The organism is Oscillibacter valericigenes (genome assembly GCF_021531915.1).
GTDB classification, from domain to species: Bacteria; Bacillota; Clostridia; order Oscillospirales; family Oscillospiraceae; genus Oscillibacter; species Oscillibacter valericigenes_A.
Window position 1 is genome coordinate 1 of record NZ_JAFBIV010000029.1, and the last position, 13,972, is coordinate 13,972.

Genomic DNA, 13,972 nt, shown 5'->3' on the forward strand with positions numbered 1-13,972 from the left:
GGTAGTTCAGTTGGTTAGAACGCTAGCCTGTCACGCTAGAGGTCGACGGTTCGAGCCCGTTCCGGGTCGCCATTTATGCTGCTGTAGCTCAGTAGGTAGAGCGCATCCTTGGTAAGGATGAGGTCGGCGGTTCGAATCCGCCCAGCAGCTCCAAACCCTTGAAAACCTTGTGTTTTCAAGGGTTTTTTCTTTGTTTCTGAAAAAGTCAGACCGCATCCCTAACTTGCGATTTTTGCAGAAGGGATGCGGTCTATTTTATGGCTAAAAAGATCACGATGAACAAGCACAGCGGAAAGACATTTGAAGAGGTTTTTGCGGCGTTTGTAACAGCAAAAACGGCAAAGGGGGTGTCTGATGTCACGATCCGTAATTACCATCAGAATCTCCACAACATTTCTTTGCATTTTGACATTCAGACGCCCTTTGATTCGCTGACAAAGGAAATGCTGGATGAGATGGTGGTTTCTATGAGAAAGTCAGGATTGGCGCATAACACCATTGCCACCTATGTGCGTCAGCTCCGCACTTTTCTGAATTGGTGCAATGGGGAGGGGCTGACAACCGTGATGCTCCCGAACATGAAAGAAAAGGAAACGGTGAAGGAGACCTACACAGATGAAGAGCTGACTCGGCTTTTGAAGAAGCCAGGGCGGGACTGCAGTTTCTGTGAGTATCGGGCATGGGTGATTGTAAACTTCCTCTTGAACAGCGGCTGCCGTGCCGCTACTGTCAGAAACATTCAGAATCGAGATGTGGACTTGCAGGCGCGGCAAATCATTCTGCGGCATACAAAGGTTGGAAAGATACAGGTCATTCCCCTGTGTAGCCTCATGGTGTCCATTCTGCAGGACTACATGGAGATCAGAGGCGGCGCGGAGGAAGATTACCTCTTTTGCGATCAGTATGGCGGGATGCTTTCAGAAAACGCGCTGCGCTTGGCGATTGCTGCATACAATCAGCGGCGCGGCGTCCAAAAGACAAGCATTCACCTTTTCCGTCATACCTTCGCCCGCAAGTATTTGGTGGATTGTGGGGGCAATGCGTTTACCCTCCAGAAGCTCATGGGACACTCCACGCTGAAAACGACCAAAATCTATTGCAACATTTTTGATGCTGACATTGCGAAGAACTACGATACCTTTTCTCCCTTGGCTCAGATCAGCAAGCCCAAAGAGCGAATTAGAAAGTAAACATGATCGAAACAACAAAGAAGCAAGAGTCATACAAGTCTCTTGCTTCTTTTTAACATCTTTTTATGAACTTCAATACATCTCTCGGACTTTATCAAGATACGCGCGGAACTGCTCGACTGCTCTATCAGAGCCGATCAGCTTTGCTTTTTTGCCAAAGCCCAGCACCCAGCCAAAGAACTGATCGCTGATCTCCACCTGAGTTGTCACGCTGAAATGGGTGTCATCCACCTTGGCATACTGAACGCTGCTCTTGTCGTTTCCGAAACGATCTACAACCGCATCCAGAAGAGGATTGATAAAACGGATGGTGATGCGCTCCTGCTTGCCGCCAAACATGGAGAAGACGCGCTTTGTGTATGTTTTCAAGTCGATTGCGGCAAAGGCTTCTGCGCCCTCTCTTGGCTTGCCGGTGAAGCTCACATTTTTCATGCGATCAACGCGGTACGTTCTCATGTCCTGTGCGTAATCATCAAATGCCAGAAGATAATAGTTGCCGTCGTTGATCAGCAGCTTGTAGGGGCTGACGGTGTACTTCATTCCCTTGCGGCGCTCTACTTGCTGCCCGACATCGTTGATGGAGTATTTGAGATACTGGAAGGAAATCTTTTCAGGTTCGTGCTTCTGCCCATCCAACTCTTTACTCATGGCATCATTGATGGTGCTAATGCTGTTCAAAACGCCCTTGTTATCTGTTTTCACGCGGTCAGTCAGGAAAGCATCGTGCCTGATCGTCTTGGCCTGTGCCTCGCTGACAAACTCACAAACTACATTTGCAAGGCGCTCTGCTTGTCCGGCAGAAAGGAATTTTGCAGAGTAGACGCACTCTGCCAGAAGTCGGATGTCTTGGGGCTGATAGTGGCGCTGGCGCACATAGAAGCCCTTTTTGCTCTTGTCATAGACGACCAACTTTTCGCTCTCGTCTTCAGCAATGCGTTCTTCTGCTTCATGGACATCAATTTCTTCTTCAACAATGAGCATTGCTTTGTTGATCTCTTCAATGTCGCGGTAGATTGAACGGCGCTCAGCGTAGATGCCGCAGCTCTCTTCCAGATAGCCAACGATATTCTCAGCGGAAACCACATGGTTTTCATCGGACTGCCGCAGGAGGTATTGCAGAACAAGGTAGGGCTTTAGCTTCTGGTTTGGCTTTTTGCCGTGTCCCTTTTCAAACTCTTCAAAGCCATGTTCATTGATTTTTTTGGCCATGCTTGCCGCCTCCGTGTTTGCCATTTTTGTCATTATAACACGCCGGAAGTAAAGAAAAAAGGCAGGAGTTCCTGCCTTTAATCGGTATTTGTGCTGTTTTCAATTTCTCGCTCTATTTTGGAAACTAATTCGCTGGGACGAATATCAAGGGCTAATGCAATTTTCCACAGGGTTTCAAAATTTGCCTGTTTTGTTCCACTCTCGATCATTGTCAAATGAGTGCGTGCAATTCCAGCCAATCCGCTTAAAACGTCCTGCGAAATGCCTTTTTCCTTGCGGAGATTTCTAATTACTGTTCCAACAGCCAAGTTATTGAACTGCACACAATCACCTCTTTTCTCCCAATAGTTTAAGAGAAAAAGGCGTGTTTTCGGTCTGCGATAATAGACATCAAGCAGATAATATGCTACTATGATAGTTACAATACCATAGGAGGTTTTGCCATGAAAAAGTTGATGTCAGTTGTCTTAGTTCTTGTAATGTGTTTTTCCCTGCTGCCTGCAACTGCAGCAGCCGACAGCAACACCCCTGAAACCGGATTCTATCTCGCCATGGCGAATAACGCTCCCGCAGGCGACGTAATCTCTGCCACCGGCAATGATCCCAGTGGCTATTATGATATCCCCTACACCTCCGGCGCTCCCTGCACCCTTTACTACTACGATACGGGCGTCAATAGCATCGCTTTCGATATGGGAACACTCATAAGCCAAACCAAAATTACAGACCACTTCTGGGCCGTCACCATTAATACGCCCGCAGGCTACGGTGACTTCTCCTGCTCCATGTCCACCGGGCCCGAGGGCGGCTATCCTGTCTCCTTTGTCGACAGAAACGCCACCGGTCTCTATACCGCAGTGGAAAACGGTGAGCCCAAGGGCGAGGTTGTGGCCGTGAACTCCTGGGGCGGAAACGCCGACGACGGCTGGAATGCCAACTACGCCGATTTCCCCTACACCTCCGGTCAGGAATTCTCCTTCTACTATTATTCCGAAACGCCCACTACTTTCGTTCTGGATAGTGGCTGGAGCGAAAACTTCTTCACCTCCAACGGCATCGACTATTCCATCATCCCCATCACCGGGGGCAGGCTCTGGAAGGTCACCATGACCATTCCCAACATCATGCCCCAGTGCATCCTTGGCTTCCGCACGGACGAAACACGGCTTTCCATCCGTTTCTTCCCCACCGATGCCCAAACCGGTATTTACAACTCCTTCGCAAACGACACCCCCTCCGATTTCAACGATATTGATTCCTACGTTGGCGAGATTCCCGTCTATGAGGGCCTCGCCTATGTACCGGGCGAACCCTTCTTCTTCGCCTACTGCGAGCTCACCTCCACCGAGCAAAGCCACTTCGCCCTGGGCAATAACGGCACCCTCCTCTCTGATAACAACATATCCTTCTCCATGGACTATGTCAGCGAGGATCACCGCTTCGCCTACGTCTGCATGACCATCCCTAATGCCATGGAGCCTTTCACGCTCTCCTTCGAGGCGCACGGCAAGGCAATTCTGGTAGAGTTTGAGGCGGTAGAGCCTCCCGCCCCCACCTACGAAAAGGGTATCTACTACAAGCCTCTGCAAAACGCAGATAGCGACAATCCTTCCGTCAATGCAAGCGCATCCTATTCCAACACCCCCATCGTTCTCTCCCCCTACTTTGACCGCACTGATATCGCTACCTATTTCTATAACGGCGCGTGTTTCATCCCTGTGGAAGTGGGCTTCTCTCCCGACCTCACGGTAGACCCCGTCCGCTGCAACGGCGATGATTTCTACGGCTACATCTTCGCCGCCTACGATTTCTGTGACGGCCAGATCTATTACGATGACGATTCCACGCAGACCACCTATTATCTTGACGTTTCCACACGTCTCCCTGACTTTGCCTTCTACGCAGGTAACACGGTCAGCGAAGAAAACTTCCGTATGTATACTATTGCGGAAGAAAACACCAATACCGAGGGGCGCTTTGCAGGCTACAAATTCTCCAAAACCCTTACCTTCCTGCCCACGGACTCCAATTTTTTCTTTGGCCTTGGCCCTGAAAGTCCTGTAAACGTGGAGGTCTATTGCCGCCAGCGCCAGTATCTTGCCAACGGCAATGAGATCGACGATATCCCCTACACCGATTTTGACTACGTGTGGGAAGCAAGCGGCAAGTACATCACCCTCACCCTCTACACCAACGATTCCGATGTGCTTTGCTTCCTGGAGGGCCGCAACGACGGCCAATGGCCCTTTGGCTCTTACGTCAACGTCCTTGCTCCCGACGATGAGTCCTCCCTCCTCTTCCATTCCAACGCTCAGGGCAACTTCGCCGCCGCCAAGTTCTTGCCTCAGCACCTTTTTGACGAACTTGCCGCACTGGGACGCGATGTGACGATTGGGGCTGACCGGTTCCCCGGTGGCGTTACATTGGACAAAGCTATAGTGGACTCCATTGCAGGGAAGACTGAGCCTGTTTCCTTCTGCATGACGGCAGATGCCGCCACGGCGGAAGAGAAAGCCCTCATTGCCGCCGCCCTCAAGAGCGGCGAAACATCTCTTGATGTCCTCGACCTGAAGCTCTATTTTGGCAGCAGCCCCAAGCATGAACTGGGCGGAAAGGCTACTATCAAGTATACTGCCGATCTTGCCAAAGGCACTAATGTCCGCGTTTACTATCTCAATGGTTCCGGCGAACTGGAGCAGATGGAAGCAAAATATCAGAACGGCAATATTATCTTCACAACCAATCACTTCTCCAAGTTCCTGTTGGTGACGGTTCCTGCAGTATCTCCTACACCCGACCCTGATCCTACGCCCGATCCTGATCCCACACCGTCCACCCCCTCTAAACCTTCAAAGCCGACAGAACCCGAAAAGCCCGCTGCACCTGATTTTACTGATGTAGCAGAAGACTATTGGGCGAAAGATGCAATCGTCTGGGCGGCAGAGCAAGGCTACGTTAACGGCACCTCTGATTCTGAGTATTCGCCTGAAGACAATATCTCTCGCCAACAGATTTGGATGATGCTTTCCCGTGTCAGCGGAAAGAGTGCGGAGGATATGACCGCAGCCAAAGATTGGGCTATGGCAAATGACATTAGTGATGGAACAAATCCCGGAGCAGCGGTTACGCGCCAGCAGTTGGTGACACTTCTTTACCGTTATGCAGTTTTGATGGGATACGATGTAAGTGTTGGAGAAAACACAAATATTCTTTCCTATGACGATGCCTTCTCTGTCAGCGAGTACTCGATTCCCGCTTTCCAGTGGGCTTGTGGTGCAGGTGTGATAAACGGCACGACAGAAAGTACGCTGAGTCCTCTGGGCACAGCGACCCGTGCCCAGTTTGCGGTGATGCTGCAAAGGTTTTGTGAAAAAGTTGTAGAATAATAGTTTCCAAAAAGAACAGGGAGCCGAAATCGGCTCCCTGTTCGTCTATCCAAAAGAAAATTACAAAAGTTGTGCGTGGCCTTGGATCGCTGCTTCGATCCTCTGCGGTTCCATTCCGATGTAACGCTGCGTGACGGCGGCAGAGGAGTGCTGCAAAAGTCTCTGGACAAGGGCAATGTCATAGCCATTGTTCTTGTAAATCTCTGTGGCATACCATTTGCGAAAACTGTGGGTGCTGATCCCCTCGAACCCCAAATAGTCACAGACGATTTTTAGCTGCTTCTGGATAGCCCTTTCCGTGATCGGAAACATCAGCTCATCCCGGCGGATGCCGTTCCGCAAGCAGTAGTTTTCGACGTACTGCTGAATCACCAGCGGCACAGTAAACACGCGGCTCTTCCCGGTCTTCTGCTCCACGATCTCAAGGCGGTATCTGTCTCCGTCCCGAACGATGTCACAGAGGCGGAGCTTCACAATATCGCTGATCCGCAGGCCCAGATTTCCCTCCAGAACAAGGGCGGTGGCAATCCGCTCATTGGGGCGGCAGCCGCAGAAGCCCTCTTTCATGGCCTGAATGATCTCCTTGTATTGCTCCGTGGTGAGAGCCTTTGTTTTCTTGTTCATGGTGTCCTCCAGAAGAGAAAAGTTCGTAATTTTCGGCGGTCAAGTTCGTTTGTTTGCCGCGTCAGCTTCGATGCCTTGAAATGTCTGGCTTTTGGTGTTCGTATTTGTGGGATTATAAGAACTTTCCCCGCCGCCCCCATTTCTGAGGGCGGCGGGCTTCCCTGTCAGCAGGAAACAGAGAAACGGCGGGAGCTGACGGGCTTGGTGAAGTCCTTGTAGAGATCAGCGTACAGACGCTTAAAGGTGGTGCTGTCGAAGCGGTTGGAGATCACGCTGGTAAAGCGGACGATGTAAGCACCAGCAACCAGCTCTTCGGTGTCCTGCCGAACCATCTCTTCCTTGATGGCCTCGCGGATGGCATCGGCTTTGGCTTTCGCCTTGGCAGCCAGATCGTCGTAGTTGTTCATGGTTTCGATCATGGTAATCATTTCGTTCTTAGTCATTGTGGTTTCCTCCGTAATCTTTATCTTTTTTTGAAGCGCGGCGTGAGTTCCTTTCGCGTCCTGCCTACTCGGAGAATGCGTTTCGCGCTCCCTTGAACTGTCTATATAATACACTTTTTTCGAGTGTAATACAATTCGCAGACTGCACAAAAATTACACCTGTTTTATGTGTAATATTGACACTTGAAATGGGTGTAATTCTGTGCTAAAATAAGGACAATGGAAGAGGTCTGCAAATCGGGGCTTGCCCCAGAGGGAGGAAACAACAATGCCGATGCAGTACAAGGTTGATGTGCTTGCCATGCTCAAAGAGACTGGCTACAACACAAACAAAATCAGGAAAGAGAAGATCATGGGGGAAGCCATGCTCCAAAAGTTGAGAAGCGGTCAGATGGTGTCGTGGGCTACCCTTGAAACGCTTTGCTTACTTTTGGACTGTCAGCCAGGGGACTTGATCGAGTTCGTCAAAAATGCGGAATGACGGGGGCTACCCTTTCGGGAGAAAAATTTTTCAGATGCCCCTTGCCGAAATTGGATGGGCACCTCTCTTGCGGAGAGGCGTTTTCAATCCAGAAGACGGTTTTGTTGGCTGTGATCGGCAGAGTAAAAGTCTGCCGTCAGGCGGAGAAAAACGAAAAGAGGCGGAAGCCGTTCCATTGAGAACGGCTTCCGCCTCTTGTTATTTCCAATCCTTGAAGATGTCATCTAATGCCGAATCCAGAGCCGTCTTCATGCTCTTTTCCATGAAACGCATGATTTCGGCCTCTATGGCGGACTTCTTCTTTTTCTTGTCTTTCTCCTTATCCTTCTTCTTGTCACTCACTTCAACTTCACCTCACTTGTAAACTTAAAGGTAAAGTCATCGTCGAGTTCTTCTTCCTGCTGGGCGTAGTAGTCGCGCCACATTTGAAAATGCACATCGTCCAAATGCCATAAGGCAAGTGTATCTGCGGACGGTTCTCCGCAAATACTTCTACGTAAGTCCTAAACGTGTTCTATCATCATGTCGATGTAGTCAAGTTTGCTATAGCTCATATCTAATCCTCCTTAAGGAAATTTTCTTCAATCTATATAAAATCTGCTCTATCAAGATTTATGTATTTTGCTACTGCAAAATCTCGGACAGAGTGATGGTACTTGCTTTTTCATTGATTTCGTAACTGCGCCAGTTGTCGGCCTTGGGTATCTGCGTATTCAGGACGGGCTTTAACTCTCTGATAAACTCGCCCTCTTTCTCTCCCAGCTCTTCTTCGATCAGCTTGGTGGTCAGCTCCACGGCGTAATACAGGACAGAAAATCCAACTGCGTGCCTGTGCCGTTTTGCTTCGGCAAGTATGCGGTATTTGCGCTCGCTCTCTGTTTTGATGCCTACCCAATGCTACGCCAGACGTCGGAGCATATTTTTGCTCTTTCCAACATAGACGGTCTGACCGTCGATGCTGATTTCATAAATGCCAGGGTGTTCAAACTACTCCGCCCAGCCATCGCGTTTCAGCATGGCATAAACGCGGTCTTCATAAGTTGCTCCTGAACCATGTTTCATGGTAGTCCTCCTTTGAGTTGATTTTTCTTTTGTCTGGAGGGAGGATGACAGGCGCGGCGGCAATCTCCTGCGCCAGTTCATAGATTTCAAAAATGTAATCTTCTTCAATTACGTTGAACAGCAGCCCTCTGCAAGAGTAGTAACAGCAGCCAAATTCGCGCCAGAGGGATTTGAAGGTGGTGTCCCACGCATCGAGGACAGCCTCTTTGCCCTTCTTGCCGGCTTTTTCGGCAGCCAACATCGCCACTTCAAAATACTCTCTTTTCTTCTGGAAGTATTCCGCCATTCTCAGATCATCGACGGCAACCGGCGTGCGGTATTTCTCCTTTCCAAAACGCTGTGTTTTCCAAAAAGTTTCTCTCCCGCACTTCTGGACGATATCTTTGCCTATTAGCTTGTTGCACCAGCTTCGCAAGGTTCGGTCTGTGACTTCTGTTTCGTATTTCAGCTTCATCTGGATCTCTCGCTCCTTCCATGGCATACTGTCAAAGCTGCCGATGTCGGTAAAGGCGCAGAGGAAACAGGCAAAGTCGTATGCGTTGATCTGAACATCAAGGTTCAGTTTTCGTATCAGGATTTCTTTCAGTTTCTCTTCTGGAAGCTCAGGTTTTCCTGTGATCTCAACTCCACTTCTGGAGTAGTTGTATTCGTAACCCCATTTCTCAAGGGTGGCTTTCACCCTCTCTGCAAAATGCTTGCTGTCGTTTGGATTGACCGAAAGGGCTTCGGCAATCTCCTATCTTGAATAGAATCTACATTCTAACTGTTCCATCTCTTACTCCGTGCCAGACTTTCTTCTTCATGCCCCCAAAGGTTTTCCAACTATACTTCTTTATGTGTGGAAGACGTTTGGGGGGATTCTTCTAAAAAGCGACTTTTTATCTCTTTTTCTATAATTATTATAACATTTTTTGATTGAAAAATCAAAATCAGGCACTTTTAGAGTCGGTTTTAGGGGAAAGTGACCAGATAGGCTTCCATCAGCTCATCATCAGACATGGGGCCGAATTCGGCATCCAAACGCTCACGCTCGAAACCAGCAATTTCGTAAAAGGTGTAGAGGATTTCCAGCAGAGCATCCATAAAGGTGCAGTTCCATTCCTGTGCCAGTTCCACCAGCTCGGCAATTCTGTTTTCTCTCTTGGTAGTAGTCATTTTCATTTCCTCCATTTCTTAATTAAGCGGCATCTTCTGCGGAATGCTGGGGCAGATCAACAACTTTGCTATTCTCAGCGGCGGGGATAGTGCAGCCGAACTCGGCAACTTCGGGGTACTTGGCAAGGAACCACTTCTTGATCGTGGGGTAGCGGAGAGCCTTGGAGTGACATCTGGAAATCAGAAGCATTTCATTGAACTCAGCCATGGCTTCGGTTTCCTCTTCTTTGGAAGTGTGAAGAATGATGTAGTCCTTCATGTATTCGTAGGTCAGGCCAGCGTAGGTTTCCTTGTTGGGATTCTTCTTGATCTCTCGGATAGTCACCTTGTACTCAGGATAGTCACGGCGGATTTTCTGGAGAAATGCGTACTCTTCGCTGAAAGGATTCTCAACCATCTTGGCGAAAGTCTTGTTCATCTCAATCACGCTATCTTCGTGCAGAACCTTCATCTTACTCTTTGCGTTCATTGTATTTTCCTCCTGAATTTCTTTTCTGTTGGATTAAGCGGCGGTCTTCATGGCTTCACGAGCCTTGCGAGTTTCTTCGATGATCTTGCTGACCTTCTCACCCATCTTTTCGATTTCGGGGAACTGGGTCAGGAACCACATCTTGATTTCGCCGTAGGTGGCGGCGGCAGCCATGCCGATCTTCTTGCCGTCCTTGTCCAGACCGCGCAGCTCGTAGAAGATTTCCAGCTTGCTTTTGTCATGGCTCTCGATGTAGTTCTTCATGTAGTCATAATCCAGACCCTTGAAGCGGTCAACCTTCTTGGCAGCGGTCTTCACGATCTCGATCTGATAGTTGGGGAAGTTGTTCATCAGTTCCAGCAGGGTGTTGTACTCAGCGGTATTAGGCTTGCCAGCGGCCTTGGCCTCGGTCTTGGTCATTTCGATCTTCTTAGTCATGTGGTTAGTAAACATAGTCATTTCTCCTTTAATAAATTATTATTTTAGTTTTATCAGGATCGTCGTCCTGTTCTTTATGATTTAATTATAGCTTGTTCAGAAGATTTACCTGTCGTTTTAATGGTACTTGATTTTGCGTGTGTGGATTTTGGCCTGTCTTATGCGATTGCAGAAGGGACAGGGAAAACAATGGAAGTTGCTTTGCCAACATTCATCGGGGCCATGCCATAGCGGAGCATCATCAGATTGCTCATTTTTCTGTTCATCTCATCGATCTCATCCCGAGAAAATACATCCTTAGGCAGCTTGACATCGTATTCGATATTGATACCCAACTGACGATGCTGCTCGATGTCATTGAGAACTTCAAGATACTGCTCCAGTGCAGTTTCCTTATTGAGTGTAACTTCTTTAGCGATACACTTCTGACCAAAGACGTTACGACCTGCTCGCTTGTTCTTCTTGTTCTGCTTCTTCATTTTAAGTTCCTCATTTCGTTTTGGTTTTGGGTTTCTTTTGTGTTCCCCTTGTTTCTGATACCAGTATACCAAATTTATTTTTCAGCCAGTCGTTATAATGGCACAGGTGCAAAAGGGCAAAAAGAAAATGCACCTTCCCGAAACGGGGGTGCATAAGGTCTGAACTGCAAGCAGCATTGAGGCGGGCGGCGGCAGATTTCAGAGTTGTAAAAAAGATGTTAGGGGGTGGCTTCAATCTTGTTTGCTTTTGGAATGAGAGTTGTTTGAAAGTTGATGTAGTTTTCCTTGTTTTTGGGTGGCTTTTGGAGTATGATGAAAGTGCATTAGGGATGCGGTGCAAATCATACATCCTGATGTGGTTTCGAGATTAAGAACATTGCAGAACGCAAGGATTTCAATGGATAGAAGCCTCTCCCCGCTGGGGGCGTAGCCCACTGCGCTTGGTAAGGATGAGGTCGGCGGTTCGAATCCGCCCAGCAGCTCCATTGAAACCCTTGAATCCTAACGGATTCAGGGGTTTCAATTTTCTGGGAATCTGTTGGAAAACCGAACTTTCCAACAATTCTTCCAACAAATTCATTTCAGGAGCTTTTCTTTTGCAGTGTTGCGATGATCAGCTTGGCAATATCGGGATGATCCTGCAGCAGTTGATAGGCAAGATCTGCCTGATCAGCCGCTGCTTTTTTGGCTTCTGATGGGCGCTTTTGAAAGAAATCTTCGTCAACTTTCTGCGCCAGACGCCGGCGATCCTCATTATGCGTATGGGCATAGAGGTCTGTTACCATCCGTGCTTGCGCATGTCCAGTGTCACCCTGAACGGCTTTGATGTTGCCGCCGCCAATCTGTAGCTTCAAAGAAGCGCTGCAGTGGCGCAGACTATGAAATACCACTGGACGCAGGTCATACTCTGCGATTAACTTGCGCAGCAGAGCAGCAATCTGACGCTCTTCGTATGGCCGCCCATCTTCATGAGCGATGACCAAACCATAATCAGAGTATTCGTTACCAATTAACAATTTGAGCGCATCCTGCGAACTCTTCACCTCACGCAAAGCCAACGCTACTGTCTTGGGAAGATAGACCTTGCGGACACTGCTTTCGGTTTTGGGCGATTTCAGAACCAGTGAAGTGGTAGAATCGGTTTGCTTCCATTCAGGAAAGGTGAAGATGACTTGGGAGCGGCCACGGTGGGCAAGGGCATTCAGGCTATCTTTCTGGCAGCGCTTCAGCTCCTTGTTCACAAAAACATGTGCAGTACCATCGTGAATGCTCTCGTCCGAAAAATCCACACAATCCCATGTGAGGCCCAAAATTTCTCCGATTCGCATGGAACAGCCCAGGGCCAGAAGCATAGCGGTATGGAGAATCGGATCTGAGCAGCAATCCAGTGCGTATTGCGCCTCGCTGGCACTCCACACATCCCGCTCAGCAGAACGGTATTTGGGAAGCGTGACCCGCTCTGCGGGGTTGCTGGAGATATACTCCCATTTGACCGCCTGATTCAAGGCGCTTCTGAGCAGTGCATGGGTCTTCTCAATCACGGAGAGGGAGACAGTAGCATCCGTCTTTTTATGACCTTTTAGGATAACTGCGGGCTTATCCTGCAGGGAATCGTAAAAGAGATCCAGATCGTGGGTGGTCAGATCTTTGACGGCCACATTCCCAAGGTAGGGCTTGATATAGTGCTCGATCCGATGCTTGCTGCAGGACAGGAACGAGTCACCCCAGTGATTCAGGCCATATACCTGCACATACTCGTCCATCAACTCGCCCACGGTGATATACTTCTGCCTATTAGAACGAATTGGAATGGGAACAGGTTTAGGCGGTTGGAAGACACCAAGGGATTTTTCGTATTCAATTTGCGCGATACGAAGATTTGCTTCCTCATATGAGGAAAAGCGTTCATAGAACGGCTTGGAATATCCGGGACAGCGGTATGAGATCTCATATTGCTGTCCTTTTTTGCGTGGTTTCATTGTGACTCCTTTGCAGTATCACGGCCAATTGCGGCCGGCGGCCTCCTTCCTGCTGCATAAGTGGAGTACCCATTCATGCGGCGAGTATAGCATGGGCGGCTGAAAAATTCAACCGCCCATGCTTTTGTCAGGAGCGAGAAGATGTCAGATAGTCGATCAGGGCTTGCTTGGGAATCCGTAGCTGGCGTCCAATTTTTACGCTGTAGATCTGCTTGGAGCGCACCAGCTCATACGCTGTATTTCTCCCGATGTCGAGAATGGGCATCAGGTCCTCTACCCGAAGGGTCAGCGGGAGTTCATCGTAAGAGCGATATTTACTGGCCATGCTTATCACCCTTTCTCACGGAAGCCAGATAGATGTTGGTCACATCCGGCCGCTCATGGCCTAATAGACGGGAAACTTCAAAATGAGCGTCCAGCGGGCTCTTGCCGTTGTTGATCAGTTCCTGGTACTTCTCCGCCGCGTATGTATGGCGAAGCCCATGGAAGGTCATCGGGCGGTCAGAGTCCACATCCCGCACCTCATCCCGGTGCTTCATAATGAAAAATTGCAGGTGGTTAATGGCCCGGTCTGTGGGCATCTCATCCGGCACCAGCAGCTTATGCCCCCGTGGCGTGCGCTCCAGTTGCTTCCGCATGGCAATGGTGATCTGCTCGTTGATGGGAACCGTCCGCACCTTGCCGCCCTTACCCTTGATGGTAATGGCGTTCTCCCGGAGCGCCCGCTCCGCCGTGGCGGTGTCGATGCGGAAACACTCATGGATACGGAGGCCAGCATAGCGGGCCAGGTACAGGGCAAGGATGAAGTCATAGCGGTCAATGGCCAATGCCTTACCCAGCATCTTGTTGAACTCTGTCATGCTCCAGGTGCGGTCATCCTGTCCGAACCTGCGACGTTCCAATACAACGCCCAACTCGTCATTAGAGGGCAGCGTGTACTTGTGATCCATCTTGTCATGGAAAAACCGGATGGCAGCCAGATCCGTTTTGATGGTACTGGCCGATTTACCGGTGTCCTGCAGATAGATCACATAACTGACCAGATGCTTGCCGCTGA

At 49.3% G+C, this 13,972-nt stretch carries 17 protein-coding genes and 1 tRNA gene; 4 read left to right on the forward strand and 14 right to left on the reverse strand.

Going from position 1 to position 13,972, the window contains the following annotated elements:
* Window positions 1-77 precede the first annotated feature (77 nt).
* Window positions 78-153, forward strand: a tRNA-Thr gene (locus tag JQM66_RS11935).
* 104 nt (window positions 154-257) lie between these two features.
* Complete coding sequence (locus JQM66_RS11940; protein ID WP_235230096.1) at window positions 258-1,190, forward strand: tyrosine-type recombinase/integrase; 933 nt, start codon at window positions 258-260, stop codon at window positions 1,188-1,190.
* 72 nt (window positions 1,191-1,262) lie between these two features.
* Here JQM66_RS11940 and JQM66_RS11945 read toward each other — a convergent pair whose 3' ends face one another.
* Both JQM66_RS11945 and JQM66_RS11950 read right to left on the reverse strand, forming a co-directional pair.
* The gene (locus JQM66_RS11945) at window positions 1,263-2,399 is read right to left on the reverse strand and encodes a helix-turn-helix transcriptional regulator (RefSeq protein WP_235230097.1); all 1,137 of its coding nucleotides are present in this window, start codon (window positions 2,397-2,399) and stop codon (window positions 1,263-1,265) included.
* A 77-nt stretch (window positions 2,400-2,476) separates the two neighbouring features.
* Entirely contained in the window at window positions 2,477-2,722 is a 246-nt protein-coding gene (locus JQM66_RS11950; RefSeq protein WP_235230098.1) for a helix-turn-helix domain-containing protein, read from the reverse strand.
* Between the two features lie 120 nt (window positions 2,723-2,842).
* Here JQM66_RS11950 and JQM66_RS11955 point away from each other — a divergent pair, with 120 nt between their 5' ends.
* Window positions 2,843-5,785 (forward strand): S-layer homology domain-containing protein, encoded by a 2,943-nt coding sequence (locus tag JQM66_RS11955; RefSeq protein WP_235230099.1) that lies wholly within the window; start codon window positions 2,843-2,845, stop codon window positions 5,783-5,785.
* A 60-nt stretch (window positions 5,786-5,845) separates the two neighbouring features.
* On the opposite strand, the gene JQM66_RS11960 is transcribed toward JQM66_RS11955, so the two are convergent.
* Both JQM66_RS11960 and JQM66_RS11965 read right to left on the reverse strand, forming a co-directional pair.
* Window positions 5,846-6,409, reverse strand: a complete 564-nt coding sequence (locus JQM66_RS11960) for a tyrosine-type recombinase/integrase (RefSeq protein WP_235230100.1) — start codon at window positions 6,407-6,409, stop codon at window positions 5,846-5,848.
* A gap of 164 nt (window positions 6,410-6,573) precedes the next feature.
* Window positions 6,574-6,852 (reverse strand): hypothetical protein, encoded by a 279-nt coding sequence (locus tag JQM66_RS11965; protein WP_216631701.1) that lies wholly within the window; start codon window positions 6,850-6,852, stop codon window positions 6,574-6,576.
* Window positions 6,853-7,120: 268 nt separating this feature from the next.
* Here JQM66_RS11965 and JQM66_RS11970 point away from each other — a divergent pair, with 268 nt between their 5' ends.
* Window positions 7,121-7,333 (forward strand): helix-turn-helix domain-containing protein, encoded by a 213-nt coding sequence (locus JQM66_RS11970; protein ID WP_235230101.1) that lies wholly within the window; start codon window positions 7,121-7,123, stop codon window positions 7,331-7,333.
* A gap of 198 nt (window positions 7,334-7,531) precedes the next feature.
* On the opposite strand, the gene JQM66_RS11975 is transcribed toward JQM66_RS11970, so the two are convergent.
* The 10 genes from JQM66_RS11975 to JQM66_RS12020 form a co-directional block, all read right to left on the reverse strand.
* Window positions 7,532-7,675, reverse strand: coding sequence for a hypothetical protein (locus tag JQM66_RS11975; protein ID WP_235230102.1), 144 nt, complete (start codon window positions 7,673-7,675; stop codon window positions 7,532-7,534).
* Window positions 7,676-7,957: 282 nt separating this feature from the next.
* Entirely contained in the window at window positions 7,958-8,128 is a 171-nt protein-coding gene (locus JQM66_RS11980) for a hypothetical protein (RefSeq protein ID WP_235230103.1), read from the reverse strand.
* 238 nt (window positions 8,129-8,366) lie between these two features.
* On the reverse strand, window positions 8,367-9,074 hold the full coding sequence (locus tag JQM66_RS11985; protein ID WP_235230104.1) for a hypothetical protein: 708 nt from the start codon (window positions 9,072-9,074) through the stop codon (window positions 8,367-8,369).
* Between the two features lie 272 nt (window positions 9,075-9,346).
* A complete protein-coding gene (locus JQM66_RS11990; protein ID WP_235230105.1) occupies window positions 9,347-9,550 on the reverse strand; it encodes a hypothetical protein in 204 nt (67 codons plus the stop codon).
* 22 nt (window positions 9,551-9,572) lie between these two features.
* Window positions 9,573-10,019: a hypothetical protein gene (locus JQM66_RS11995; protein ID WP_235230106.1), complete on the reverse strand. Its 447-nt coding sequence runs from the start codon at window positions 10,017-10,019 to the stop codon at window positions 9,573-9,575.
* Between the two features lie 33 nt (window positions 10,020-10,052).
* Complete coding sequence (locus tag JQM66_RS12000) at window positions 10,053-10,472, reverse strand: hypothetical protein (protein WP_235230107.1); 420 nt, start codon at window positions 10,470-10,472, stop codon at window positions 10,053-10,055.
* Between the two features lie 143 nt (window positions 10,473-10,615).
* Window positions 10,616-10,936, reverse strand: a complete 321-nt coding sequence (locus JQM66_RS12005; protein WP_235230108.1) for a hypothetical protein — start codon at window positions 10,934-10,936, stop codon at window positions 10,616-10,618.
* A 581-nt stretch (window positions 10,937-11,517) separates the two neighbouring features.
* Window positions 11,518-12,915, reverse strand: coding sequence for a site-specific integrase (locus tag JQM66_RS12010; RefSeq protein ID WP_235230109.1), 1,398 nt, complete (start codon window positions 12,913-12,915; stop codon window positions 11,518-11,520).
* Window positions 12,916-13,042: 127 nt separating this feature from the next.
* The gene (locus tag JQM66_RS12015; protein ID WP_235230110.1) at window positions 13,043-13,240 is read right to left on the reverse strand and encodes a helix-turn-helix domain-containing protein; all 198 of its coding nucleotides are present in this window, start codon (window positions 13,238-13,240) and stop codon (window positions 13,043-13,045) included.
* Window positions 13,230-13,972: tyrosine-type recombinase/integrase (locus JQM66_RS12020; protein WP_235230111.1), on the reverse strand; the 743-nt coding region annotated here is incomplete at its 5' end. The genes JQM66_RS12015 and JQM66_RS12020, both read right to left, overlap by 11 nt.

What these genes read in the sequence shown, in the direction of transcription:
- JQM66_RS12000 (WP_235230107.1), bottom strand. Translation starts at nt 10,472, where the DNA reads ATGTTTACTAACCACATGACTAAGAAGATCGAAATGACCAAGACCGAG.
- JQM66_RS12005 (WP_235230108.1), bottom strand. Translation starts at nt 10,936, where the DNA reads ATGAAGAAGCAGAACAAGAAGAACAAGCGAGCAGGTCGTAACGTCTTT.
- JQM66_RS11995 (WP_235230106.1), bottom strand. Translation starts at nt 10,019, where the DNA reads ATGAACGCAAAGAGTAAGATGAAGGTTCTGCACGAAGATAGCGTGATT.
- JQM66_RS11945 (WP_235230097.1), bottom strand. Translation starts at nt 2,399, where the DNA reads ATGGCCAAAAAAATCAATGAACATGGCTTTGAAGAGTTTGAAAAGGGA.
- JQM66_RS11970 (WP_235230101.1), top strand. Translation starts at nt 7,121, where the DNA reads ATGCCGATGCAGTACAAGGTTGATGTGCTTGCCATGCTCAAAGAGACT.
- JQM66_RS11965 (WP_216631701.1), bottom strand. Translation starts at nt 6,852, where the DNA reads ATGACTAAGAACGAAATGATTACCATGATCGAAACCATGAACAACTAC.
- JQM66_RS12010 (WP_235230109.1), bottom strand. Translation starts at nt 12,915, where the DNA reads ATGAAACCACGCAAAAAAGGACAGCAATATGAGATCTCATACCGCTGT.
- JQM66_RS11990 (WP_235230105.1), bottom strand. Translation starts at nt 9,550, where the DNA reads ATGACTACTACCAAGAGAGAAAACAGAATTGCCGAGCTGGTGGAACTG.
- JQM66_RS11960 (WP_235230100.1), bottom strand. Translation starts at nt 6,409, where the DNA reads ATGAACAAGAAAACAAAGGCTCTCACCACGGAGCAATACAAGGAGATC.
- JQM66_RS11940 (WP_235230096.1), top strand. Translation starts at nt 258, where the DNA reads ATGGCTAAAAAGATCACGATGAACAAGCACAGCGGAAAGACATTTGAA.
- JQM66_RS12015 (WP_235230110.1), bottom strand. Translation starts at nt 13,240, where the DNA reads ATGGCCAGTAAATATCGCTCTTACGATGAACTCCCGCTGACCCTTCGG.
- JQM66_RS11955 (WP_235230099.1), top strand. Translation starts at nt 2,843, where the DNA reads ATGAAAAAGTTGATGTCAGTTGTCTTAGTTCTTGTAATGTGTTTTTCC.